A 25269-nucleotide genomic window follows, 5' to 3' on the forward strand; every position below is an offset into this window, starting at 1 on the left:
CATTTTTATGGGGCCTACGCAAATTGCCTTCAACGTCAGGTTCCCGCAGAGGTGCGCAGAGGAAAACGCGGAGGTGCGCAGAGCGCTACTGGTGATTGGCGTAAGTCCTATTTTAGTAAGCCAAGATACCGCCTTCCAGGTTGCGCACGTTGGTGAAGCCTTGCTGGGTTAAGAACGCCTTGGCGGCCGCCGAGCGCGAGCCGCTCCTACAGTGCACGATAACCTCCTGGTCTTTCAGCTCTTCGAGGTCGTCGAGGGCCTGGGGCAGCGAACTGAGTGGGATATTCTGGCTGCCGGCGATGCGGCTTTCCTCGAATTCCCAGGGCTCGCGCACGTCAATGATGGTGGGCGTTTCGCCGGCTTGCTGGCGCTGGTGCAGTTCGGTAGCGGTGATGTCGGGCATGGGGGTAATATGGATAAAAAAATGATTCAGACAGGCGGCAGATTTTCTAAATCCTGTATGTCCTGGGGCCGGTTGGTAGCGGCTTTGGTTTTGCGCAAAGCCGCCAGATTGATATAGCGCACCGGCACGCCAGCGGTTTCAGTGACCAAGGCATTTGCCGCGCATTCTTCAAAGGAAACTTCCTTGACCTGCGTAAGCAAGTCAATCCATAAATCCTGACGACTAAACGACAAAAAATTAGGAGTGGTCAAAAAATCTGCTTCTTCAAACTCGCCCTGCACGAAGCCGTATTTTTCCAATGCCCGCACTGCCCGCTGGGCATTCTCCGGCGTCGGCCGTACCAGGATATCAATGTCGCCGGTGGTGCGGGGGAAACCGTGCGCGATAACCGCATAGCCGCCAACTACCACGTAATCAACGCGCTCGTCGTGGAACAGGCGTAATAGACTTAAGTATTCGCTCTCCATGCGGGCGGGGCGGGTTGGCGGGATTAGAGTCGTACACCTGCCGGGCTTCGGCCATTAGCCGGGCGGCGGCAGCCAGGCGCTGCTGGGGCGTAAGGCTCCACCAATACGCGCGTTGGGCGGCATCTACCTCGGCTTTATGTTGCGATTTAATAACCAGCATCGGCCGCGAAGTTACTCCACCACCAGCCGGCGCGTGGCCACGCGGCCATCAGCCAAATTTAGCTGCACCAGGTACACGCCACCGGGCAGCCCGGCGGGCAGGTGCAGGGCCGGCTGGCCAGCCTCGGCGGCAGCCTGCTGCCACACGGGGCGGCCCAGCACGTCGAGCACGGCGGCGCGCCGGAAAGCCGGGCCGCTCACCGCCACCGTGGTGCCGGTGGGCGCGGGGTTGGGGTAGAGGGTAAACTGCGTATTGACAGCCTGTTGCGCCTGGGTGGCCAGCGGCACGTTGTTGGTCATCACGGCCCGCATCATGAGGGTGCCGGGGATGGACAGCTTGGGGTTCGACCAGGTATTCTGCATGTTGTAGAAGAGGGTAGGGGCGGTGCTCGTGTTGTTCAGGTCGTAGCCATAGGGCAGAAACTGCCCGCCCGCTGCCTGTCCAAACCCAATGTAGAAGCGCCCCGACACGGCCACCGGCATGTCAAACGCGATGTCTTTGGCAAAAATCGAGTCGCGGCCCAACGGATTGCGCAACGTGATGACCTTGGTAGCCAGCGGGGTAGCGGCGGGCTGGCCGTTGTTGTCGGCCCACACGGCCACCGTCACCGAGCGGTTCAGGAAGTTTTCGCCGCCCTGGTTCAGCGGAATATTATTGAATATCGGGGCCAGCCGAATGGCCCGCACCTGGTCATTCTTCGCCGCCACGATGGGGTAGGCGTAGTAGCTGAAGGGCCCCGAGCTCGCGGGCGGTATCGCCAAAGACAACTCAGCCGTGCCATCATCAAAGGCGTAGTAATCAGATAATTCCAGGTCGCGATAAGTAGTGTCGTTGGGCAGCGTGAGCGGGTTGGCCTCGTTGGTGGTCAGGGCCAGGGTGTAGCGGTAGCGGCGGGGGGTAGGGGCCGCCGGCAGCGGTGCCGAGCCGGCGTTGCCCTGAATCGCGACCTGCCGCGCCCCGGCCAGCAGCGGTTGATTGCCCGCCACCCAGGTGGCCGCCGCAAAGCCGCCACTGGTCAGTTCGGCCACCGTGCCGAGCCAGTTGATGGGGGTAGGGTTGCCGCTGGGCAGCAGGTTGTTGACTGTGGTGCTCATGGCCGGGTTGAGGGCGCTAGCACCGGCCACCGCATACTGCCAGGCGGGCATGGCCGTGTAATTCTGCAACGGGCTGGTGAGCCCCCTGCTGGTGGCAATGTCCTGGAAGATAGTATCATTGGCCGCGCGGTTGCGGTTCAGGTAGATGTAATCGACCCCAAACGCGTCGCGGCTCGACGACTGGTTGCCCGCCGCCCGAAACCGAAACCGAAACCCGCTGTGGAAATAGCTGGCCTGGTCCAGCGGAAAAATCTGCTGCCGAAAATTGGTCGTTTTGTTCGCGCCGTTGTAGGTCCAGATGCTGTTCCAGCGACCCACATTATCCAAAAACTCCAGTGTCAGATACACCGGCGAGCCGCTGCCGTTGCTCACGGGCGCGCCCGCTAGCGTGCCCGCCTGCCAGGCGTAGCTCAGATACACCTGGTTGGTCGTGGTGAGCCCGCTCAAATCAATGGGCTGCGAGGTAAGCGTATCGGTGCCGCCGTACGCCGAGGCCGAGGCCGGGTTATACGGCAGACCGTTGGCCCGCAGGCCGTCGAGCGTGGCCGTGCCGCGCGTCAGCGGGTTGATGGCCAGGCGGTTGCTCACGTAAGCGCCGCCCCCGCCATACTGTTGCGTCAGGCCGTTGCCAATCGGGTAGTTGGGGGCTTTATCCTGCCAGCGCAACGGGCTGGGCTGCCCATCGCGCGGCAGCGTAAAGTCCTCAAAAAAAGGCAGCGTGAGCGCCGCTGTGCGTTGGGACGCTGCCGAGGGGGTAGGGGCCCGCGCCGCCGCGGCCGCCCGGCTGGGGTCGGCCCCCAGCGGCTGCGGCGTGAGCACAAGGGGCGTCTGAGCCCGTGCCGCCAAGCTCAGCAGGGTTAGCAGGGGTAGGAAGCGGAGAAGTAGTGAGCGCATAAGGCATTAAGTTATGAATAAAACCGTTTGTCATTGCGAGCAGAGCGAAGCAATCGCACCCGAACGAGTTATTCGGGTATCGTTCGGGTGCGATTGCTCTGCTCGCAATGACAAACGATTTTACTCTGCAATCCACAAATCCACCAGCTGGCCCATGCGGATGGTGGCGCCGGGCGCGGCCACCGGGCGCTGGCGCACCACGGTGCCCGGCTTCTGGCCGGTTTCGGCGGCTTGCTTGAAAACCTCGCCCACCTCCAGGTGCTGGCCGGCGAGCAGCGTGCGGGCCTCATCCTCCGGCATATTCACGAGGTTAGGCATCTCAAACTCGGTGTTGCCCAGGCCGTCGCCCACTTCCAGGTCCACCTTGGTGCCTTTGGCGATGGGCGCGCCGGGCGCGATTTCCCTACCCCCCACCAGCTGCTTGAGCACGGCGTTCTGAGCCACGTTGGGCACCATTTTGAGCTGGCCAATTTCAAGGTCGTAGCTCTTGAGAATAAGTTGCGCGTTCTTCACCGAGCCATCCGTGAGCTTGGGCATCTTGATGACCGGCGGCCGGCGCATGGCCACCGAAATGTAGATTTTGCGGTCCTGCTTCACCTTTTCGCCCGGCGCGGGCTCCTGGGTCAGCACCGTCAGGGGCCGGGTGCCGGGCGCGTAGCTGCTGTCGTCCACGAAGTAGGCCAGCTTGCGCGCATCGAGGTAGCTTTCCAGGTCGGCCACGTTCATGCCCGTGATTTTGGGCACCACGATGGTTTCGCCGTGGTGCGTAGTGATGGGCAAATACACGTAGAAAAAGCCCAGCACCAGCGCCACGCCCAGCGCCGCGATAAGCAGCAAGTGCAGAAATACGTCGAACCAGGTGTCCGCTTTCAAGAAAGACATAGTAAAAGGTATGCGTTAGGCCAGTTGTCATTGCGAGCGAAGCGCGGCAATCGCACCGGAACGATAGCCGAACGACCGGCACGGGTGTCGTTCGGGTGCGATTGCTTCGCAGGCTCGCAATGACAAACGATTATAGATGCGGCTAAGAATTTACAGTTTTCTCTGCCCGCGCCTTGCCAAAATCCAGAATCCGGTCGATAAACTGGTACGGCGTGTAGCCAGCCAGCGCCGTTTGGTGAAAAATGCAGGTCGCGGGCGTCATACCGGGCAGCGAATTAACCTCAATAATAAGCACTTCAACCGCGCCGCCGGCCCGCACCCGCACAAAGGCATCGATGCGGGCGTAGCCCTCGATATGCAGAATCTCGGCCACCTGGCGCAGCACCCGCTTCACTTCCTCCGAAATGCGCTGGCGCTCAACCGGGTCGGCGGCGTAGCGGGCGGGCGTGATATTTTGCCCCTCGCCGGCCAGAAATTTCTCCTCCAAACTCAGCACCTCGCCCGTCGCCAGCGCCTCGCTGGCCTCGAACACCTCGATTTTCAACGCGCCGCTTTCATCGTAAGAAGTCAGCAGCCCGCCCGTGATTTCCAGGAAGGTAGCCGCGCCGTCGGGGCCGATGAGCGTTTCCACCAAAAAGGCTCCCTTCTGCGGAAATTCCTCCTTGAAGCCCAGGTGCAGCACCTCAGCCGGGCCGGCCAGCAGCGGCTCGTCGCGCCGGAAAATCTGCTCGCTGAAAGCGGCCAGCTCGGCGCGGTTCTTAATCTTTTTCACCGCCGAGGAGCAGCCATCGTCGGCTGGCTTGGCGATGAAGGGGTAGGGAAACTGGCTTTCGAGGCCCAGGTAAAACGCTTCCGCGTCGGCGGCCCACTCCAGGCGCTGGGCCAGGCGGTGGTCGGCCACGCGCAGGCCGGCCGCGCGCAGGCGGCGGTTGGTTTCGAACTTGTTGATAGTCACGGCCGAGCTGGCCGCACCCGAGCCGTTGTAGGGCAGCCCGAATTTCTCCAACTCCTGCTGCAACGCGCCGTCCTCGCCGGGCCGGCCGTGCAGGGCAATGAATACCTCATCGACCTTTTCGGCCAGTTCTTCGAACGAAACGCGGCGCGGCGCGGCAATGGCCTGCCCGGCGTAAGTGCCCGTGATACCCGCGGCTTCCGCCCGAATCTTATCCAGCACCGGATGCGCGGCCTCGCCCGCCTCGGCGTGCTCGATTTTCTCGCGAATATCGTCGGCGTTGTCCTTGAGCATCACGTTGATGGGTAGCTCGTAGAGGCGAAACTCCGCGCTGCTGCCAGCCAGGAAAACCGGTACCGGCCGGTACTTGGTGCTCGACGAAAGCTTCTCGTAGATATTGCGCCCGCTCTCCACCGAAATGTGCCGCTCCGAGGAGTAGCCGCCCATTATCACGGCCACCCGAATGCGCTCATCGGTGCCGCCCTGCCGCCCGCGAATGGCGCTGTCCAGCTCCGCCAGCCGGGTTTGCAGCTGCACCGGCTTCAGGCCATTGCGCCGCCGCGCCGCCAGCGAGGTGCGAATAATATAGGTCAGGAACTGGCTCGGGTTCAGCCCAATCTCGGCCGCCTGGTGGAAGAAGAACGAGGCCGGCAGCATCCCGCTCGTCGTGTTCGGGTCGTTGAGAAAAATCGTCCCGTCTTCCTGAATAAAGCCGTCCAGCCGCGCATACACCTCGAAGCCGAAAGTGCTGAACATCGTCTGCGCTTGCTGGCGAATGCGCTCAATGTCCGCCTCCGGCAAGTCAATCGGCGTGATTTTGCGAGCCAGGCCCGGCAGGTACTTGGCGCGGTAGTCGAAAACCTCGCTGCCCTTCACGATTTCGGTGGGGGGTAGGGCGAGGGGCTGGCCGTCTTGGTCTTCGATAACGATGCAGGAGAATTCGCGGCCGGCGATGAATTGCTCGACGAGGACCTGGGTTTCGCCGGTCAGGCTTTGCAAACCTATAGCAGCAAAATCTTTAAGCTGTGCTTCTAAATAAGTAACTAGCTCTTCAGGGTGCGTAATATTCTGTGGCTCGTGGTTGGGAACTAAATGACCATACTGCATTGGGTAGGCAACTATTGGCAATCCAATACCCTCGCGCACATCGCATAGCTGCCGTACTAATCCAGTACGAGCGTATTCGTCTAATGGCATCCATTCACTCCAATCAATTATACGCCGAAATAAAGCTCTTCCTACTGCCTCAAAGAATGCTACTTGCGCAGCAGCTGTACCTTGGTCTGACTGTTGTTTTCCTGATGCAGTTATGCGAGTAAAAAGGCTTCCTCGCTCAGTAATTTTTTTTACGATACTAACACCTAAGCTACTACCTTGACGGGGAGCTTTGACTACTAAAGGCAATCCCAATTCACGGCTCACAGCCTCGAAAGGTGTAACTACATCAGCTCCCCAATTCCAATCTTTTTCCGTCAATACCCGAAACTTCGGCGTGGCCAGCCCCACGGCCTGCATCAGCCGCTTCTGCGCGATTTTATCGATGCCGAGGGCCGAGGGCAGAATGCCGGAGCCCGAGTACGGCAGCCCGACCCACTCCAGCAGGCCCTGAATGGCGCCGTCCTCGCCGCCCGGCCCATGCAGGGCCAGGAAGGCAAAGTCCATGAGCTTGGGCAATTCGCTGGCCTCGACTTGGCGGCCGATGTGGCTGATAAGGTCAGTCAGCGCCTCGTCGCTGAGTTCGCCCAGGCTTTCGATGTACACCTGCCAGGGGTGGCGGGAGGGGGGTAGGGCCGCCACGGGCGGGTAAAAATCGCGGATGGTGCCTTTGTAGAGGTACTGCCAGTCGAGCAAAATGAAGTGCCCGAGGCTATCCACAAAAATGGGGACGGGCTGAAACAGGCCTTTGTCCAGGTTATCAAAAACGGTGCGCCCACCGGCGAAGGAAATCTCCCGCTCGCGCGAGGTGCCCCCGAAGAAAATGCCGATTCTCATCATACTATCCGCAAAGGTAGATTGTAGGGTAAGCTTTAGCTTGCCTCCGCCCGCCCTACCTCCCTTCCAATGCCCCAGGCGGCCCCACCCGAACCACCCGCCGCCGTAGCCGTTAACACCTTGCCGGGCCTATTCACGGCAAGCTAAAGCTTACCCTACCCCCTCATGAACACCCTCGCCAACTACAACTTCGCCGGCCACCGCGCCGTGGTGCGCGTCGATTTCAACGTGCCGCTCGACAAGGACCTGCGCATCACCGACGACACCCGCATCCGGGCGGCCACGCCCACCATCATGAAAATTCTGGGCGACGGTGGCTCGGTGGTATTGCTCTCGCACCTGGGCCGGCCCAAGGGCGGCTACGAAAAGAAATACTCGCTCGAAAGCCTGCTGCCGCGCCTGGCTCAGGAGTATGGCCGCTCGGTGCAGTGGGCCGGCGACGTGCTTTCCGAGGAGGCGCTGGCCACGGCCCAGGCCCTGCGGCCCGGCCAGGTATTGCTGCTCGACAACGTGCGCTTTCACCCCGAGGAAGAGGCTGGCGATGAAGCATTTGCTCAAAAGCTGGCGCGCCTCGGCGATGTGTACGTGAACGATGCCTTTGGCACGGCGCACCGCCGCCACGCCTCCACGGCCGTGATGGCGCACTACTTCGCGCCCCAGGACCGGGTAGGCGGCCTGCTGCTGCAAGGCGAGCTTAGCAACGCCCAAAAAGTGCTCGACAACCCCGAGCATCCCTTCACCGCCATCATGGGCGGGGCCAAGATTTCGGATAAGATTGAGCTTATCGAACGCCTGCTCGATAAGGTGGATAACCTGCTCATCGGCGGGGCGATGGTCTATACGTTTGCCGTGGCGCAGGGGGGTAGCGTGGGCAATTCGCTGGTCGAGGCCGATAAGGTGGACTTGGCTAAGCGCCTCATTGCCAAAGCTGAAGAGAAAGGCGTGAACCTCATTTTGCCCGGCGACAGCCTCATCGCTGACAAATTTGCCAACGACGCCAACGTGGACGTGGCCGGCAACCACGATATCCCTGTGGGTTGGATGGGCCTCGACATCGGCCCCGATGCCCGTGAGCAGTTCGCCAGCATCATCCAGGATTCCAAAACCATTCTCTGGAACGGCCCGATGGGCGTGTTCGAGATGAGCAATTTCTCGCTGGGCACCGAGTACGTAGCCCGCGCCGTGGCCGAGGCCACCGACGCCGGGGCCTACTCGCTCATCGGCGGCGGCGACTCAGCGGCGGCCGTGCAGCAGCTCGGCTATGCCAACCGCGTGAGCTACATCAGCACCGGCGGCGGCGCGCTGCTGGAGTTTATGGAGGGTAAGGAGTTGCCCGGCGTTACGGCACTAGGGTAGAAATTATGACGAATTACGAATGACTAATCCACAACGTCATGCTGACGAAGGAAGCATCTCTACGGCGTAAGTAAATTCTGACGATTGGGATTAGTTATGCGGGCGAGATGCTTCCTTCGTCAGCATGACGTTCTGAATTAGTCATTCGTCATTACCCAAACGCAGCTAAATTGAAGTGGTACCCGTATGCACGGGTACCACTTTTTCTTTTCCATACCCATGACCGACCACGAACAAGAATACGCCAAGATGGCCCGCCAGGTATATCGCACGCTCACCGACCAGCGCCCCCAGTGGGAAGCGCGCAGTCCCGCGATGGTAGCCGACTTCGAGCAGCTCAACAACTTTTTGCAAGCCTATGAGGAAGTATCGGGCCGGCAGGGCGACAAGAGCGCCAAAGACTCTTCCGATGCCCGCGACCGCGCCGAAGCCGCTGCGGAGGCCGCCGCCGGCCGCATTGTGCGGGGCCTGCGCGTGCTTCAGCTGAGCGTGCATAACCCCGCCCTGGCCGAGGTAGCCGGCTATACGCCCGACGTGCTCAACCCGCTGCACGGCCAGGAATTGCTGGGTGCCCTCCACACCGTAGCCTCTGCCGCCGACGGCGTAGCGGCGCTGCTCGCCAACGAAGGCGTGACCGCTGAGCACCTGCAAACCCTCGACGACGCCATTGCCGTGTACGAGCCGATGGCCAACCTCAACAACAGCGACGCCGAGCAGGGTAGCAGCCTCAATTTCACCGCTCGCCAGGTAGTAAAAGGCCTGCGCAAAGTGCTCAAGCGCCTCGATACTCGCATTGATAACCTGCGCGACGAAATCCCCAGCCTGGGCCAGGCCTATAACGACGCCCGCGCCGCCGCTGAGGCCGGCGACCTGGCCGAAGGCGAAAAAGGCCCCGATGGCGGCATCGGCCGCGCGGCCGCCGGCAACGCCTACGGCCCCGAGCGCCAGCCCGGTCAGTAATGCAGCTTCACCTTCCAAGAGGGGGGGTAGGGATTACCCAAAAAGCCCCGTCACTACGCCGTGACGGGGCTTTTTGGGTTGTGTAGTTAGGAATTGTTTGGAAGACAGACAGTCATCAGAACGTCATTGCGAGCTTGCCGAGGAATCTCGCTCGCATCGTTGACCGACCCCCGAACGGCCCGCGCGAGATTCCTCGGCAAGCTCGGAATGACGGGCTGGCGACTCCCTAAACAGCTTCAATAATTCAATTCACATACGGCGCTTCCAGCCGGCGGCCCATGCTTTTGAAGCCGCGGCCGGGCAAGCGGCCGGTGAGGCGCGTGGCCAGCGCCTGGGCCTCGGGCGTGCTCAGCACGTCGAGCTTGTGCAGCCAGGCCAGGCGGCGCAACTGCGGCTCAATGAGGCCCAGCGGGTTCACGGGCGCGTATTCCTGGCGCAGGTAGCGCTTGGTGTGGGCTTCCACATCCTGCACGAACGCGCGCAGCCGGCGGCGGTCGCGGGGGTGGTCGGCCAGGGCCACGCTTAGGTTGGCCGTGTGCACGATGACTTTGTGCCACCAGTTGCGGTGGGCATAGGCCACCAGCAGTCCCAGCCCGACGAGCACGCCAAAGGCCCAGCCCCAGCCCTCGTCCGTTAGCTCGGCCGGCCGCACGGCCCGCAAAATATTAAGCAGGCCAAATAAAAGGAACACGACCCAGCGGCCATTAAGTTGGGGCACGCTGCGCTGATACTCCAGCCGCACGGGTAGCACCTCTTCGTAGGGAATCTCCACGGCGATATCGACGGCCCCCCGGCTATCGCGCTGGCTCACGAACAAGCCATCCTGGCGCAGAGAAAACTGGGTGGAACGGGTAAGCTGACTTTGCTGAAACTGCATATTTTCCTAACAATACCACGAAGCTAGCCCCTACGGCTACAGCACGACAAGCGGGGCCGGCGAAAAGCATAAAATAAATAATCCCACCATCACCCAGCCCAGCACCTGCCGGCCCCGGCTGAGAGCGCGGTCGTCGGGCGCGGCCGGGTGATACACGCCCGAGAGCCGCCCCAGCAGCAGCCCGAATATGAGCCAGCCCGGCTGGCCCAGCGTGCCCGGCCACCGGCTGGCAACGGCTAGTTGCGCCAGCCACACCACCGCGCCCACCGCCAGCCCCCACGAGGCGCGCGGCAGCAGGCGCCAGAATATCAGCCCCAGATACAGCGCATAGGGCACGCCCCCATACAGCCACATCTGCCAGCTGCTGCGCACCGAAAACAGCCCCAGCCCCGCGTAAAAAATGAACGCCACGAACAGCAGCGCCGACAGCCGCCCCGCCCGGCGCGGCCCCAGCAACCCATACAAGATATGCCCGCCGTCGAGCTGGCCGATGGGCAGCAGGTTGAGGGCCGTGAAAAACAGGCTCAATTCGCCGGCCACCAGCAGCGGGTAGCGCAACAGCAAATTGGGAGGGGGTAGGCGGTGCGGGTCGGCAAAGAGGTGCTCCAGCAGCCGGTACAGCAGCGGCTGCGCCAGCGTGAACTCGGGGGCCGGGTAGCGGGCCAGGCTGCGCGTGGTCACTAGCAGATACTCGGCCTGGTCGGGCAGGGTAGCAAAGGCGTAAATGAGCAGCGGCACCGCCACCAGCAGTCCCGCCAGCGGCCCGGCCAGCCCGATATCAAAGAATTCGCGGCGCGAGAATATTCGGTCCTTCACCCGAATAACGGCCCCAAACGTGCCCAGCCCCAGCGGCATTGGCAGGAAAATGGGCAGCGACGTGCGCACTTTATTGTAGCGCGCCGTGAAGTAGTGCCCAAACTCGTGCACCGCCAGCACGCCCAAAAACGGCCCCGCGTACAGCAGCCCCCAGCCCAGCTGCGCCCAGCGCTCGGCCGCCGGCAGCCGCAGCACATCAAACGACGGCAGCTCGACGGGGCCGCTGCGCACCAGCTGCACCCCGGCCAGCACGGTCGAAACCAGCGTGAGCAAAAACAGCCCCAGGTGCAGCGCGTAGCGCCAGCCCGGCCGCATCGGCGGCCGCTCGTAGCGCCGGAACAGGCGCTGCGCCCAGGCCCGGCGGGCGGGCGGGGGCTCAGCTACCGCATCGGCGGGCCAGCCCAGCAGCAGGTCCTCGATGGGCGGCTCAGGCAGGGGTAGGGGAGGTAGGGTATTCTCGGGGGTAGGCACGCAGGGCTTCGGGCAGGGCGGTGGTGAGGGTCAGGGGCGGGGCCAGGTGCAGCACCCGCAGCCCCAGGCGGCGGGCCGTAGCAATGTGCTGCGGGCTGTCTTCAATGAATAACGTCTCGGCGGGCTGCCAGTTCATTTCGCGCAGCGCGTGCCGAAACATCTCCTCGCCCGGCTTGCGCAGGCCCACTTCCTGCGAGTAGAACACGCGGTCGAGGCAATCGGCAATGCCGTTTTTAAAACCATACTGCCGCGCCAGCCGCCGGTTTATCTCTTCAATGTGCAGCTGGTTGGTATTGCTGAGCAGGGCCGTGGCGTGGCCGGCGCGGCGCAGCTCGCCCAGCAGGACCAGGCGCTCGGCGGGCACGTCGAGCAACAGCGCGTGCCAAGCGGCGTCAATTTGCGCGTCGGTGGCCTCCAGGTCGTAGGCGGCGCGCAGCCCGGCCCGGAACTCGGCCGTTGAAATGTGCCCGGTCTCAAACTGGTCAAACAGCTCGGCTTGGCTGGCCTGGGTGTATTCGGCGGCGCAGCCCGCCCGGCTCAGGCGGCGAAACGCCTCGGGCGTGCGGTCGTAGTCAATATCAATGAGCACGCCGCCGAAGTCGAACAGAAGATTAGGAAGCATGTAGCAGAACCGGTAAGCTGGTGGTGGGCCGGCAAAGGTCGGGCTGAAAAGATGCCGGGGCGGCTTAAAATGCACACGCGATTACGCCCATTCGGAGTAACTTTGCAGCGCCTACCCCCTCGCGGCGGTGGCATCGGGCCTATAGCTCAATCGGTTAGAGCAACTGACTCATAATCAGTAGGTCCTTGGTTCGATTCCAAGTGGGCCCACCCAATTGGACTGCCGGTCAATTTTGACCGGCAGTTCTTTTTTTTGCCCTTTGCTAACGGCTGACATTTCGCTGATTAGTTCGAAAATAACATTAGGCCGGCCGGTTCGATAAAGCCCATTTTTCTTATCAAAGCCGGTGCCTTCGGGAAAGACTAGGTTTTGCAAGCGACGCCGGTTATTTAGGGCAGCATTGTTCCACAAAGTAGGCAGATTAACAGCTAGTTGCAGGGCTTGTGCGCCGAGTTCAGCCAGGTTCGATAATCCGGTGCCCAGCCGCTGCGCCTCAGCCTGTGCCGGGGTCAGCTGCTCGGCCCGGATTTTAGTTCCGTACTTCTCAAACTGCGCCCCGGTTATCTCGCCCATTACGAAGCGCTCCTCCAGTGTTTCCAGCTTCTGCTTGGCCTCTCGCAACTGCTGTTGTGCGTCATTGCGCTGCTGGGTTTGTCCTTGATTCAGCTGCGCGAAGACGGCGGCCAGCTGCGCCCCTAGCGGGCCGATTAAGTGGTCTGGCAGGGTGTAGTCCGCTAACAATTCCTCGAACTGGGTGTGCAGGGTCTTGGCGCTGATGTTGACCCGGCAGGCTTTAGTGTTGCACTTGTAATACCATAACCCCTTTGCCTTGACTTGGTAGCCAGTTAAAGCCGTCCCACACTTGCCGCAACGCACGTGTTGCTTCAGCGGGACCTGGGGCACTTCGGCGCTCACCTCATAGCCGGGCTGTTTGCCCGGCCGCACCTCATTGACCTGCAAGAACATTTCCTGACTAATCAGCGCGGGGTGGCGGCTGGGAATCAACTCGCCGGGCAGCAGGCTGTGCGTTAGCAGGCCGCAGTAGAAGGGATTGCAAAAGACGGTGGTCAGATTGGAAAGCTGGATGGCTACGCCTTGTACTCGCAGGCGGCGCACAATCTCGGTGTTGGGCACCTGGGCCGCCTTCCACACAAATGCCTGCCGCAGCTTGTGGCCTGCGGCCGTGATGACGAGCCGCTCCTCTTCCTTACTGGCGTGGACCACGGCATAGCCTAGCGGCGGGCGGCCCACCCAGCAGCCGCGGCGCAGCTTCTCGCGCATCCCGGTGACGGCCTTCTCGCGGCGCTGCTGGTTGTCGTAGTGGCTAAACGAGAGCCCCATGTTTTGAAATAGCTCCCCGGCCGAAGTGCGTGCATCGGTGGGCTGGGTCACGGATTCAAGCGCCACGCCCGCTTTGCGCAGTTCGGCGGCAATACCGATGGCATTGGCCCCGGAGCGGGAGAAGCGGTCCAGGCTGTACACAATGATGCAGCCTACCCGGTGCCGGTGTACATAATCCAGCAGTTGCTTGAACTCGCGCCGTTCGTCACCCTTGGCGCTTTCGTAGGTGCCGCCAAATTCGGCCACCACGGTGTAGTCCTTGCGGACAGCATACTCGCGGCAATAGCGCCGCTGCGTGTCCAGGCTGTGGTTTTTGTCGGCCTGCTCTTTGGTCGAAACGCGGGTGTAAATAACGGCGCTGGTCAACTCGACCTGCGGCGCGTTACCTTGCTTGGCGAAGGCGTGGAAATGAACCGTCAGATTAGCCATTCGCGGAGTCAGGGGTAGATTGGTGAATATGGTCGTACAGCAGGTGGGCCAGCATCGTTAGGTGGTTGAGAATGGCGATAGCCTCCATTTCGGTGTAGTGCTCGCAGCCGGGAAATTGCCGAAACTGGGCGACGGTAAGCGGCTGGGCAGTCGGGGTAAAAAGGGAGGGGAGAGGGGAGGGGGAATTGGATGAGGTGACCACAGCGCAACGGGGGCTGGTGCTGCGGGGGGAGGCCTTCCTACCGGCAACGGGTCATCAAAATAGGGCCGGCTTATCCGGTACCGAAAAAAGAAAGGAGACGAAAACTAGCGGGTGATTTCAGCGAGGTAGCAGGTCAATCCAGTTGCTGGCGTGTTTGCACTTCCACATACAGGCCCCCGTCTCGGTGGTGGCGGAGGGTAAGTTGCCCATGCGGTGGCACCCGCAGGTTCGCCGTTGTGGGCAACTCATCCTGGCTCCATTCCCGATGGGTCGTGACCAGCATATCCAGGTGGGTGCGCGGCTTACTGTGGCGCGGTTGCAGCAGGAGCTGTTTGAAGGCCCCCTCGCGCACGGTACGCAGCAGCGTCTGCTCGCCTGGACTCAACGAGTCGGCCTTTACGCCGAAGCTGAGCCACTGCGCCGGGTCTACCATTTCCAGCAGAAACAAGGTCAGCGGCAGGTAAAGGTGGGGCGCAATGGCCTCCCCTGCCCGTGTGGGAGAGTCCTCAATGCTGACCAGTACTAGTTGGCTGGCGTAGTAGCGCACCCCGACCCAGGCGCGGTTCACCAGGCTCACACTCAACACTCGCTCCAACTCCGTCAGCGGCACTTCTCTCGCTACGTCATCCCGGTAAGCGGGGTCCGCAAACGCTGCCTGGGCGAAGTCGCATTCTTCGGGTGGAAAGCCGACCCGCCGCTGCCACTGCAACGCGGCGGCCACTTCCTGGGGCGAAGCCAGTGCCTGACTGGGTGGCCAGGGGGCGAACAGCGCCTTTTGCAGGCGAGCGACAATGGCGGGCGACGTTTCCAGCGCTTCCAAATATTGCAGAGCCCGCAGCCAGACGTAATGCAGCGGCGTGGGCCGCTTGTAGCGGCTGAGCGGGCCGGGCAGCCAGCCGGCTGCGTGCCAGCGCTCACATTCCTCAAAACGGACTGGTGTGGTAGCCAAGTTCATGGTTGCGGTGGTCAGCGGGTCAAGCACTTGCGTCAGCACGTCAAGCGAGTAGGTAACAGGCAAGTGCCAGCCTGTATCGGAAAAAATAGGCGACGATAGCATAGTCATGGGCAGAAAAGGCCGGGAAGCGGTACAAATGTACCCTATTGTTTACTTGTAAGCAAAAGTAAAAAACATATCTTTGTTCTATGTTAACTCTTCCCCAACGGTTGCGCGCCTTGCGCCAGGAGCGCGGCCTGACCCAAACGCAAGTCGGCGAAGCCCTAGGCGTGGGCAAGATGACCGTCTCCCAGCTGGAGACCGGCCGCCAAGCCGTTGCCCCGGCCAAGCTGGCGAAGCTGGCACAGTTCTACGGGCTGAGCGTGGGGGACCTTTGCGCCTTCGAGCCGGCCCCCGCCGCCGCACAGGCTGCGCGGGAGGAGGAGCACCTGCGCGCGCGCCTGGCCGCAGCCGAGCGCGCCCTGCGCGAGCAGGACCAGGTACTGGTCGAAATGCGGGGCTTCTTTACCGAACTCGACCGTCTGGTGGGCCGGAACGCGCTCGCTGCGGCCCCCCTGGCCAGCCAGTTCGCGCGCTTCGGAGAGGTGCTGACGGCGGCCGTGACGGAAGGGCTCTCGCCCGCGGGCACGCGGGCAGCAACTGGCCGGGCGGCACGAGGAAAGCAGATGGCCCACCCAACGGCCCCCGCGGAGGAGGACGAGGTAGCGCAAATGCTTCAACTTGTCCTGCGCGGCGTCCGGCTGCGCGCGTTGCTGAACTTGCCCCTGCCCGGTGCCGCGCCCCCCACCGGTTGACCGGGGACGAGCCCTGTTCCGTCATTCTGCGGGGGTTTATAAATCCACCTAAAAAGAACTAAAATGGGTTTGTAAATTCTTCTAAAACCAGTTATGAACCCTTGCTAAACCCCCCGAGGCAGGCATTGCGAAGCGCCGCAGCTGGGTTTTCGTGAGGCCATCGCTGCCGTACTGGTTTGAGACAGGGCTTTGCGCACTCGAAAAGGACCGTAAACGCTCTGCGGACAGTGGCGGCACCCACCGCGCGGCGCGTAACGGCGATGTGGAGCGGGCCAATTGCTGGCGCACGGCAACGACCGCGAGGTGGGGGCATCTTAGGTGCGCTGGAGGAGAAAGAACTCAACCATTTCCAGGGCTTCGGCCTCCGGTGATAATCTGGGTTTTGTGTGACATCAAGGACGACCAAAGGCGCACGAAGGCGGCCAAAGTGTGCAAGAGGGCGGGGCCATACGCATTGTTAGCAGCCTCCAACGATGGGCTTAGGCACCGATGACGACGAGCGGGATATTATACGTCTCTTTCAAGTACAGTTTGGTCACCGCCGGCGAGACCACCAGCGCCATCCTAGCCTATCTCACCGCGCAGGGCTACGCTGTGTGGCGACAAAACATCACCGGCATCTACGACCCCGACACGAAGCGTTGGCGCGTCAATCCCTAGGGCCGGCGCGGCGGCCCTAACATCATCGGCTTCCGCAAGTCGGATGACGTGTTCATCGCCGTCGAAGTCAAGGCGGGCCGCGACCGGCTACGCGACGACCAGCGGGCTCTCCTCGATGAACTAAAAGCTACCTACGGCTTGCCCTTCGTGGCCCACAACCTAGCCGGCTTCACCACCTCTTTCGAGGCCCGCGGCCTTCACCTGGAGCACCGCCAGCCATGATTAAACTTCCTACTATCAGCACCTACTACGGCGGCAAAGGCAGCAGCGGCACCTATCGAAAAATCATCAACCACGTCCGCCCCCACGACACGCTACTAATTCCTTTTTTGGGAAACTGCGCCCTCACTCGCCACATCCGCTGGCCCGCCCAGGTCATCGCCAACGACCTCGACCCCTTCATCATTGACCAGTGGCGCGACGCCCGGCTAGGCCCCCGCTTCGACCTTTACAACCTGCCCGCCCTCGACTTCCTGGCCATCGTGCTCAAGCTCCCTGACCTCGGCCGCGTCGTCATCTACTGCGACCCACCCTACCCCCTCGACAGCCGCAAGAGCCCCCAGCTGCGTTACACTTCGAGATGACCGACCGCGACCACGAGGAGCTGCTAACAGCCCTCCGGTTCCTGCGCGTGGATTGCCTCATTTCCACCTACCCTAACGACCATTACGCCCAGCAGCTCAGACTGGAACCGCACCGAGTTTCAGAGCCAAACCCGCCACGGCCTCGCCACCGAGTGGCTGTTCTACAACTACTCTACTCCTGACGTGCTGCACGACACCCAATTTGCGGGCAGCAACTACCGCGAGCGCAAGTACATCAAGCGCAAGTCGGCTCGGTAGGTAGCCAAGTGGAAAGAACTGAAGCCCCACGAGCGCCAGCACATTCTACAGCAGCTTCTCCAAGAAACTCGCTCTGACCTGCGACACTTGGCCAGCACCACCCATAACTAGGCGAGCAGGTATAGAAAACCGGACCTGCTACGTAATAAATTAGTGGTAATAGCGATAAGGTCAGTGAACAAAGTTCATTTACTGCGCCCGATTTAATTATTCCCACAGAAGCAGAAAATTAATATTTTAAAAGCGCATGGACAAGATATTAGAAGCTTTTCTGCCCAAAATCCTTACAGAGCGTGTACTGCTTGGAGTCATATTTCTAATCCTTTTCACGGAAGATTATCTATTAATCAACCACGGGCATGATTTAACTTGGCTCGACCAGGCACTGCTAAAACTCGGTGCAAGGGAAATATTTTACTTTTCAAGTACGCTAGTTAAAGCTATGCCCTTTAGGGCAAGACTTTAGTTGCTACTCACTTTTGCCGGTCTTGTTCAGGCAAGGCTGTTTAATTTTTGATTGTCAGTTAGTTATTGCTATTTGCTCAATGACCGACGCCAGCGTTTAGCCAGCAGAATTTTATTCTAAAGCGACCCACTTTCAGTGGCTTCTTTCAGTCGGCTTTAGCCGAAACCGCCGAATTCCATTCGCTTTCAAACCTATGGACTTACAGTCCATAGTCGTTTAGTTTCTTATGGCACTGGCTTTGAACTGGCTATGGATATTGCCTTTTATCAGGGTAGCAGTTGGTTTTTCTTATGCACTAATTAGCACTTCTGCATTTATCAATTCCATTCTGCCGCACCGAGCAGATAAACAATTCCATCAACCAAGATACTTAACAGGCGCTCAACTCCTCTCTCAGGCGTTAGACAAGCGGAGTTCTGTTGCTTACCAACACTTCAAAACCCACCTAAAAGAAGTGAAAGAACAACAGATAACGCGCGAACTTTACTTCTACATTCTAGTCTCGGCCAGTGTAAATATTAGTTTTCCCGGTTCGCTCATGCGCCACCTATTTTTTTGGTCTGTAGTTCAGATTCCTATTGGAAGTCTTATTGTGTTGGTGCTTGGCATTTCAGCATTTGTGCTGGGGGTGGTTCGTACTGTTGATAATGAAGATAATTGGACAGACGTGCAGGTCGTTGCGCCTAGAAATTCAGAGACAACCAGGCCACCTAGGCTTCCTTCTCATTTATAACGCCCCTAGCTTGCATAAGCACGACAAGCAAGGTCTTCCTATTCAGCAGGTGGGCTATCCCATCACTCCCCGCGCAATCTTGCGCACCGCCGCTGGCGAATCCCCAAACTTGCACAGCGCCTCGCAGTGCTGCCGCAGTTCCGAAAAAAGGATGTAGTGAATCGTGGCCCCCGCCGCCCGGATGGCCGGCCGCGACAGTTGCGCTTGCACCTCCTTTTCGCGGGCATCGGGCACTACCAGGTACAGCGCCGTTTCGTGCTCCGGCATCGAAAACGCCAAGTCCGTCAGGCGCAAGATGCCGCTGTAGATGCTGGTGCTTTTCTCGACCTCAAAAGCGGCCACCACCCGGCTGGTGCCGGGCGCAAACCACACGATGTCAATCAGGCGGATGGTGGCGGCTACGTCGGCGGGCACGGGCAGCTCAGGATGCTGGTCGAGGCAGAGAAACGACAGCTTTTGCCCCTGGCACAGGCGGTTGCGGTCGTTGATGGCCGTCGTCACGTCGCAGCCCAGGGCCTTGCCGATGCGCAGCAGGTGGTGCTGCATCTCGGTGTGCAGGTTGTTTTCCTGGGCTTCGGTCTGCACCTCTTGGTGGCGCTTCCGGGCCTGCTGCTGGTACTTCTCGCGCTCTTCGTCGGTGGCAAAGGGCTGGTCGCCGGCCAGAATTTTCTTCACCCCCACGTCGAACAGCAGTCCGGCCAGGGCCCCGTAGTCCAGGCTCAGGTGCTGGCGATGCGTTTGGTTGAGGTCGCGCAGCCGCTCGCGCATCCGCAGGTACTCGGGCCAGGAACCGAGCTTGATTTTCTCGCCAAACAATTGGTTAAAGCCGTTGACGATGGCCGTGTTGCAGGGCGGCATCAGCGTGGGGTGCAGAAAGTATAGGATGCTGGCCACGGCCGGCCCCAGGCCCTTCACCTTGCGCCGGTCCAGCAGGTCTATTTCCCGCAGGAGCTGCTGCTCGGTGGTGGCCGCCAGGCAGCTTTCTAGGAATTGCCCGAAGGCCCGCTTGTTGTCCTCGTGCTCATAAATGTCGGGGATGCGCAGCTTGGGCTTCCAATAAAACGGGTGCGCCGCGCCCTGAAACACCTGCTTTTGCTCGCCGATGACACCGAGCACGAATTCCAGCGAAGTGCCCTTGAAGTCGTTGCCGAACGTGCCGGCCTTAATGTCCCGGACCACCTGTTGCACCCCGCGCCGAATGGAGCGAAAGGCTTTTAACCGTTCCTCATTGTTGATGAACCAAGTGTTGTAAACGGATTCGGGGTCAGCCTTGTAGCGTTGAATCAGCGGGGGTAATTGTTCGGACATCGAATAAGGTAGCCTAAATGAGGTAGCGAAGATGCACCACCCATCGCTAGCAGACAACGAGGGCCATAAAAAGCAGCGAGGCAGAAGCCCCGATGCCTTGAAATTGATTGCTACGTTTTGTTCCTTTGAACTTCTGCCCAAGCGAATACGGGCCTTATTTGAACAGATAATGCTATGTTGCTCAATCAGAACTAAGTTCCTAACTTTAGCTTAGGACTTGTAGTCAGCCTTTTCTAACTTTTAAATGGACAGCACCGAAGAACAACGCATACTTGACGAGAAAATCAAGCTTTTTAGGGAATGGGGTGAAAGCGGTGGTTGGAAAACTATTATGTTTCCTGACCTCCTCGAAGACTTGATAAAGGTGAAATCGATGGCTGATGATAGCGGACGTACTGACCCTAAGACTGTCAGCTCTCTAGTACGCGCCGCCCTAAATGCATTATACGCTAGCCAGTTGATGCCACCGAACGTACATGAATCGTATATCTCGACTTACCAATCTTTCGTGCAAAAAGATAATTTCTTTGAGCAACGATGCATTGAAACTGAACAGGAGGCAGAACTTCTACTAGAAGAATTCTCGCCGAAGAAAAATTACCTGTTTCGGGGCATGAACGAAGCCAAATTCATGCTCTATAGCTCATTGCAGCGCGATTGGATTCTCAAGAAGCGGGAGGCTCAATCTGTAAACCATCAGGAATTCTTGGAAAGGCTGGTTGCTAACGCTCGGTTGTATTGTGGTGGAGCATTGGCCATGTACATCGAGCAGCACGATGGCGATTACAACAATGATGTTTGTGTACTGAGCATTTTGCAGCACTATGGTTGCCCTACCCCCCTACTCGACTGGACTTACAACTTTCTAGTTGCTCTCTACTTCGCGGCCCTAGGCACCACTTGTCCCTTTCCGCAGTCTGCGCGGGAGATTGACGAGTATGTGAGCGTTTACTATATCGAGGAAAAATGGTTCGCCCAAAGCGGCCTGCGCGCTATGGTAGAGATAGCTATGAAAAGAAACCTGCCTTTGATTAAAACGGCAATTCGTGAGAAAGCCAACCAATTAAAACAGCAGCTTGGAACTATGGCTAGCTTTTCCAAGACTTTTTCCGATGAGAACCTGAAGAAGTTTGCTAACGATGATGGTGTAGCTCTACGCCTAGCTCTCGCTTCTTATCCAAAAATTGGCCTCACAAACTACCTCTGCGAGATTGAAAAGCTCAAGCCAATCCCCGTTTCTTACTTCTCCGACCGTGACGAAGAGTACCTTCCGATTGGCTTGCAGAACAGCCCCAATGTAATAAATCAAGAAGGCGTATTCACCTGGAACAGCGTTCCTGCTCATCCCATTGAGCATACTGTCCGGCAACAAGTATTACAGGATAATCCAGATGCTGGCCACGTTTACACTAACTGTTTCAATCTGAATAAAAATCTTATTCCCTATTTGCTGCGCCGCTTAGAAGAACTTGCTATTACAGATGAATTTATTTTCCCCGAACAAGACCAGTCTTACTTACGAAATTTGGTCTGGCGCATTTTTGAAATTACAGCGTCGGAGTTTGAGTAGCACTTACAGTAATGCATCCAGACCCCGCTACGTCAGCTGGGCCTGACTGCTGAAAATTTGGCTTTAAAAGGGTAGTTCGGCCGGCTTACATCCTCATTCCCTTACGCCCCGTGCCGCCCATGCGCATGTTCATCCGCGGGGCAATAATTCGCAAAAATACTTCAAAGGAAAGCGGGGTCTTACCGTAGGCGTTGACCAGCGCGGCGTCGCCGGTGTTGAAGGCGTTGAGAGTGCCAGTGGCCCCCAGGTCCACCCAGGCGGCGCTGGTTTTGGCTAGGTATTTCGACGCGCCGAGCGTGAAGGCCGCCACCTGCCGGTTGGCGTTCAGGGCCTGGTCGGTGGCCGCCGGCAGCAGCAGCTCGTCGTAGTTGAGCTGCAAGGTTTCGAGGCGGGTGAACACGTTGAACTGCCGGCCCTGGTAGTTGCTTTCCAGCAAAAACGAGCTGGAATAATCCACGCCCGACGTGCCGCCGCTGTTGCGGTTCATGCCCCACACGAAGGCCGAGGAGAGAATGGCCCCCTTGCCCAGCGCGGCATTGTGCAGCACCGAGGCCGTGGTGCGGTCCTGGTTGCGTTCGGGCGACAACTCCTCCGGGCTTTTGATGTGGGCGAAAGAAGCTTGTAAGGCCAGGCTGCGGGCCGGGTTCACCGAAAACCGGGCGCTGTACGAGTCGAGCCGGATGGGGTCGAAGCTGTAGCGGTTCTCGTTCGGCTCGCGGCCGGTGAAGAGCGAGCCTTCGAGCTTGGCGTTGCGGTAGCGCACGCCCAGCGTGGCTACGCCAAATTGAATGTGGGTGGCATCCTGCCAGTGGTGGCCCAGCGGGGCCGACGGAAAGTTACTCGCCGAGGGCCGGTGCATGAACACGGGTGGCCCGATGGCCGGCTCGCCGGGGTAGCCCACGTAGGCGGTCAGGTCCACGTCGGGGTTCACCTCATAGGTGTAGGCCACGCCCAGGGCGCTCACTAAATCGTGCGGGTGCTGGTGGTCGTGCAGCTTCACCCCGTGCCACGACTCGCCGGTCTGGAACAGCAGCGGGTAGCCCGGCCCGCCCACCGTGAGCGCGTCGGCCGAGAGCATGGCGTGGATGGTGAACAGCCCGTGCTGGCCCACCAGGTGGTTGGCCATCGCCATTGCGTAGGTGTTGGCGCGGAAGTTGGCGTCGCCGCGCCGGTCACTATGGTTGAAATTCTGGCTCGTGTAGCGCAGAAACACCGAGTACATCAGCATCACGTCCCAGCCGCCGGGCTGGTACATTTTCATGTACATCGGCGAGTTATCCGGGTGCCAGCTCGTACCCGAGCCCTGGCGGGTCATGGGCAGGTTTTTGGAGAAAGCGTTGCGCATTCCCATCATGCCCATGCCGTCGGCGCTATCCATCTTCATGCCGCCCATCCCGTCCATCCCGCTCATGGAGTGGCCCGGCATCTTCTTAGCCGTATCGGCGGGCATCGTGCTGCCGGGCATGGGCTTGGCCGCCGGGGCGGGCGGCATATTCATGCCGGGCATGGGTTGTTGAGCCAGCGCGGCGGTGCCGGCCAGGAGCAGCAGCGAAGTAAGGGGTAGTGATTTCATAGCAAGTGGTTTACCGTGAAGTTTTTTAAATAGTTGTCATCTGCGGCTGCGTAAGCCGCTACTTGGCCGCGCTGACCATGCCCGGCATGGTTTCCATTGCCCCGCCCGGCCGCATCGACAAGTCGCCGTAGCGGGCGGCCAGCCAGTAGCCCGCCGCCAGCATCAGCAGCGTGAGCAGCGTAACGGCCGCCTTGCGCCCGCCCGAAACCGGGGCGTCGGGGTCCAAGTCCATGCCCGCCATCGGCGCGGGCCCGGTGGGGACCCCCGCCGCACTGGCTACCGGCGGGCCGGGGCTCATTTCCGCCATGCCGGTCATTCCCGCCATATCGTGCTCCGCGGTGACCGGAGTGCCACCCTTGCCCAAGGCTCGTTCGGTACCCATGCCGTGCTTGAGCTGGTGCTGCACCAGCCAGTAGTTCACGGGGTAGGCCACCGCTACCCCCACCAGCGTGGCCGCCGACATGGCCGCCCAAAACCAGGGCGAAGTGGCCGACATGGCCCGCACGTCGCGGCTCATCAGAATGACCATCGTGGGCAGCATCCCGGCCATCATGGCGTTCATCGACATCCATTCCGGCAAAAACGACTCCCGCACCGCCTGGCCGTAACCCAGGTTCATCATGTCTTTCATAAACAAAGCCTGAAAGATAAACAGCCCAAACGCGAAGCCGGCCGCGTATTCCACCCAGATATCCACCCCCATCCGCAGACCCAGGACCCCGGTAATACCGGCCGCCACGATGATGCCCGTCGCGTCGCCCGCCGCGCAGTGGATGGTGGAGCCCACGGCTTGCTTCCACAGCGGCGCGATGAACTGCTCGTGCGCACCGGGAGCCGGCTCCCGACACGAAAACCAATAAATGGCTAACCCCACCGGCCCCGTGTAGAGCGTCACCAGCACCCAGCCCCATTTCATCACCTTCATTTCCGGGGTTCGGGTAAACAGGTCCCAGGTCACGTACAGCGCGGAAATAAGCGTCAGGCCAAACCAGGCCCACAGCAGCCAGCCGGGGGCCCAGGACGCATCGTGCATTTGCATACGAAGTGGAGAAGTAAAGTAAAAAAGCAGCGGGGCACGCGCCCCGCTGCTTCGGTTGGTGCCAGCCGGGGCCCCTAGAACTTCTTATTTTTCAGCAGCCAGGCCTGGAACTGGTCGATTTCCATTTTCTGGTCGGTGATGATGTTCTGCGCCAGGGTTTTGGTGGTGGTTTCGCGGCCGTACTTCAGCTCCAGGTCGGAGTTTTCAACGGCGCTCTGGTGGTGGTCCACCATGAGCTGGGCGTAATCGTAGTCCGTGTCGCCGGTCAGGGGCCGCAGGTCGTTGGCCTGGTCCATGCGCATCATGTTCGCGTCCTGCATCATGGCAAAATCGGGCAGGAACGGCGCGTGGGCCGGGTGCGCCGTCAGGAAAGCGGTGAACTGCTTGATTTCGTCCTGCTGCTTGGCGATGATGCTGGTGGCCAGGGCCCGCATCTCGGCGTCCTTGCCGTTTTTTAACTCCTCATTGGCCATGTTGACGGCCCCCTGGTGGTGCATGACCATCATCATGGCGAAGTCGTTGTCCGGGTCGCCGGTGGGCTTCATCAGGCTCATATCCTTCATCATGGTATGCATGATGGTCATGAGGGCGCTTTGGTCGTGGGCCTGCACTTGCAGCCCCGTGGAGTTATCCTTTTTGCAGGAAGTAAATGCGCCCAGCGCGAGGGCGGCGGCGAATAAGGGTAAACGGACGGCACGTAGCATGGGGTAGTTCGTAAGTAAATGAGGCAGTTGGTAGGGAGACAATTCACCTGTATAAACGGTGAATATTAGTTTGCTGGTTGCCCACGATTCACCCGTATTCGTTGTAAGATTCCCAGCCTTCACGCCAGATTATCCAGGCCCAGGCGACCGGCGCTGCCGGGTCCTAATTGCTGAAACGCGGTGGGCGACATTCCCGTGACCTGCCGAAACTGGTTGGTGAGGTGCGCGGCACTACTGTAGCCCAGCTGCCGGGCTACCGCCGCCACTTTGGTATCCTGGTAGCTCAGCAGCTCCTTGGCCCGCTCCACTTTCTGGCGAATAATATACTTCTCTAACGTCAAGCCCTCGCGGGCCGAAAACTGATGGGAGAGGTAGGCGTACGAGCGCCCCACCCGCTCGCTGATGAAATGCGAGTACGTCTGGAACGGTTGGGCCGCGGCCGGCGTGTAGTGAATCAACTCGACCACCAACGCCTTCACCTGCTCCACAAGCTGGTCGCGCGGGTCATCAACCACGGCAAAGCCGTGGGGCTCCAGCGCGGCCTGCACCAGCGCCGCATCCACGGGGCCGCCATCGGCGGCACGCACGTCGGCCCCGCCCAGGGCCACCGCCGCCACCACCAGCCCCGCTTTTTCCAGCTCGCGCTGCACCACCCGCAGGCAGCGGGGGCACACCATGTTGCGGATGTAGAGCCGGGTGGTGCCGCT

General features: G+C 60.1%; 20 protein-coding genes and 1 tRNA gene. 7 read left to right on the top strand and 14 right to left on the bottom strand.

Going from position 1 to position 25269, the window contains the following annotated elements:
- Positions 1–112: 112 nt before the first annotated feature.
- From A0257_20985 to A0257_21005, 5 genes are all read right to left on the bottom strand, one after another.
- On the bottom strand, positions 113–403 hold the full coding sequence (locus A0257_20985; protein ID AMR29326.1) for an NADH oxidase: 291 nt from the start codon (positions 401–403) through the stop codon (positions 113–115).
- 26 nt (positions 404–429) lie between these two features.
- Complete coding sequence (locus A0257_20990) at positions 430–870, bottom strand: hypothetical protein (GenBank protein AMR29327.1); 441 nt, start codon at positions 868–870, stop codon at positions 430–432.
- Between the two features lie 171 nt (positions 871–1041).
- Positions 1042–3018 (bottom strand): hypothetical protein, encoded by a 1977-nt coding sequence (locus A0257_20995; GenBank protein ID AMR29328.1) that lies wholly within the window; start codon positions 3016–3018, stop codon positions 1042–1044.
- Between the two features lie 120 nt (positions 3019–3138).
- Positions 3139–3900 carry a penicillin-binding protein gene (locus A0257_21000; GenBank protein AMR29329.1) on the bottom strand — a complete coding sequence of 254 codons (762 nt, stop codon included), beginning with the start codon at positions 3898–3900 and terminating at the stop codon, positions 3139–3141.
- Positions 3901–4042: 142 nt separating this feature from the next.
- Positions 4043–6847, bottom strand: coding sequence for a D-alanine--D-alanine ligase (locus A0257_21005; protein AMR29330.1), 2805 nt, complete (start codon positions 6845–6847; stop codon positions 4043–4045).
- Positions 6848–7009: 162 nt separating this feature from the next.
- Between A0257_21005 and pgk the strand changes: the two genes are divergently transcribed.
- Together pgk and A0257_21015 are read left to right on the top strand one after the other, a co-directional pair.
- Positions 7010–8200 carry a phosphoglycerate kinase gene (gene pgk, locus A0257_21010; protein AMR29331.1) on the top strand — a complete coding sequence of 397 codons (1191 nt, stop codon included), beginning with the start codon at positions 7010–7012 and terminating at the stop codon, positions 8198–8200.
- Positions 8201–8386: 186 nt separating this feature from the next.
- Positions 8387–9160 (top strand): hypothetical protein, encoded by a 774-nt coding sequence (locus A0257_21015; protein AMR29332.1) that lies wholly within the window; start codon positions 8387–8389, stop codon positions 9158–9160.
- A gap of 244 nt (positions 9161–9404) precedes the next feature.
- Here A0257_21015 and A0257_21020 read toward each other — a convergent pair whose 3' ends face one another.
- Genes A0257_21020 through A0257_21030 form a run of 3 tightly spaced genes read right to left on the bottom strand, consistent with a single transcriptional unit; the run spans position 9405 to position 11946 of the window.
- The gene (locus A0257_21020) at positions 9405–10037 is read right to left on the bottom strand and encodes a hypothetical protein (GenBank protein AMR29333.1); all 633 of its coding nucleotides are present in this window, start codon (positions 10035–10037) and stop codon (positions 9405–9407) included.
- Between the two features lie 36 nt (positions 10038–10073).
- Entirely contained in the window at positions 10074–11324 is a 1251-nt protein-coding gene (locus A0257_21025) for a hypothetical protein (GenBank protein ID AMR29334.1), read from the bottom strand.
- Positions 11281–11946, bottom strand: a complete 666-nt coding sequence (locus A0257_21030) for a hypothetical protein (protein ID AMR29335.1) — start codon at positions 11944–11946, stop codon at positions 11281–11283. Before A0257_21030 ends, A0257_21025 begins: the two co-directional genes overlap by 44 nt.
- Positions 11947–12081: 135 nt before the next feature.
- On the opposite strand from A0257_21030, the gene A0257_21035 reads away from it, so the two are divergent.
- Positions 12082–12158 (top strand) — tRNA-Met (locus A0257_21035).
- Positions 12159–14051: 1893 nt separating this feature from the next.
- Here A0257_21035 and A0257_21040 read toward each other — a convergent pair.
- A complete protein-coding gene (locus A0257_21040; GenBank protein AMR29336.1) occupies positions 14052–14981 on the bottom strand; it encodes a hypothetical protein in 930 nt (309 codons plus the stop codon).
- Between the two features lie 80 nt (positions 14982–15061).
- Here A0257_21040 and A0257_21045 point away from each other — a divergent pair, with 80 nt between their 5' ends.
- The 3 genes from A0257_21045 (at position 15062) to A0257_21055 (ending at position 17635) form a co-directional block, all read left to right on the top strand.
- Positions 15062–15667, top strand: a complete 606-nt coding sequence (locus A0257_21045; protein AMR29337.1) for a hypothetical protein — start codon at positions 15062–15064, stop codon at positions 15665–15667.
- A gap of 878 nt (positions 15668–16545) precedes the next feature.
- The gene (locus A0257_21050) at positions 16546–16911 is read left to right on the top strand and encodes a hypothetical protein (protein ID AMR29338.1); all 366 of its coding nucleotides are present in this window, start codon (positions 16546–16548) and stop codon (positions 16909–16911) included.
- A 505-nt stretch (positions 16912–17416) separates the two neighbouring features.
- Positions 17417–17635, top strand: a complete 219-nt coding sequence (locus tag A0257_21055) for a hypothetical protein (GenBank protein AMR29339.1) — start codon at positions 17417–17419, stop codon at positions 17633–17635.
- Positions 17636–18422: 787 nt separating this feature from the next.
- Here A0257_21055 and A0257_21060 read toward each other — a convergent pair.
- Positions 18423–19676 (bottom strand): hypothetical protein, encoded by a 1254-nt coding sequence (locus tag A0257_21060; GenBank protein AMR29340.1) that lies wholly within the window; start codon positions 19674–19676, stop codon positions 18423–18425.
- 244 nt (positions 19677–19920) lie between these two features.
- Between A0257_21060 and A0257_21065 the strand changes: the two genes are divergently transcribed.
- Positions 19921–21246, top strand: coding sequence for a hypothetical protein (locus A0257_21065; protein ID AMR29341.1), 1326 nt, complete (start codon positions 19921–19923; stop codon positions 21244–21246).
- A gap of 85 nt (positions 21247–21331) precedes the next feature.
- Here the strand turns inward: A0257_21065 and A0257_21070 are convergent, their stop codons facing one another.
- The 4 genes from A0257_21070 to A0257_21085 form a co-directional block, all read right to left on the bottom strand.
- Positions 21332–22819: a hypothetical protein gene (locus A0257_21070; GenBank protein ID AMR29342.1), complete on the bottom strand. Its 1488-nt coding sequence runs from the start codon at positions 22817–22819 to the stop codon at positions 21332–21334.
- 58 nt (positions 22820–22877) lie between these two features.
- Positions 22878–23852 carry a copper oxidase gene (locus tag A0257_21075; protein AMR29888.1) on the bottom strand — a complete coding sequence of 325 codons (975 nt, stop codon included), beginning with the start codon at positions 23850–23852 and terminating at the stop codon, positions 22878–22880.
- An 80-nt stretch (positions 23853–23932) separates the two neighbouring features.
- Positions 23933–24562 (bottom strand): hypothetical protein, encoded by a 630-nt coding sequence (locus tag A0257_21080; protein ID AMR29343.1) that lies wholly within the window; start codon positions 24560–24562, stop codon positions 23933–23935.
- 119 nt (positions 24563–24681) lie between these two features.
- Positions 24682–25239, bottom strand: a complete 558-nt coding sequence (locus tag A0257_21085) for a hypothetical protein (GenBank protein ID AMR29889.1) — start codon at positions 25237–25239, stop codon at positions 24682–24684.
- Positions 25240–25269: the final 30 nt, after the last annotated feature.

The sequence above is a fragment of the Hymenobacter psoromatis genome (genome assembly GCA_001596155.1).
GTDB lineage: Bacteria > Bacteroidota > Bacteroidia > Cytophagales > Hymenobacteraceae > Hymenobacter.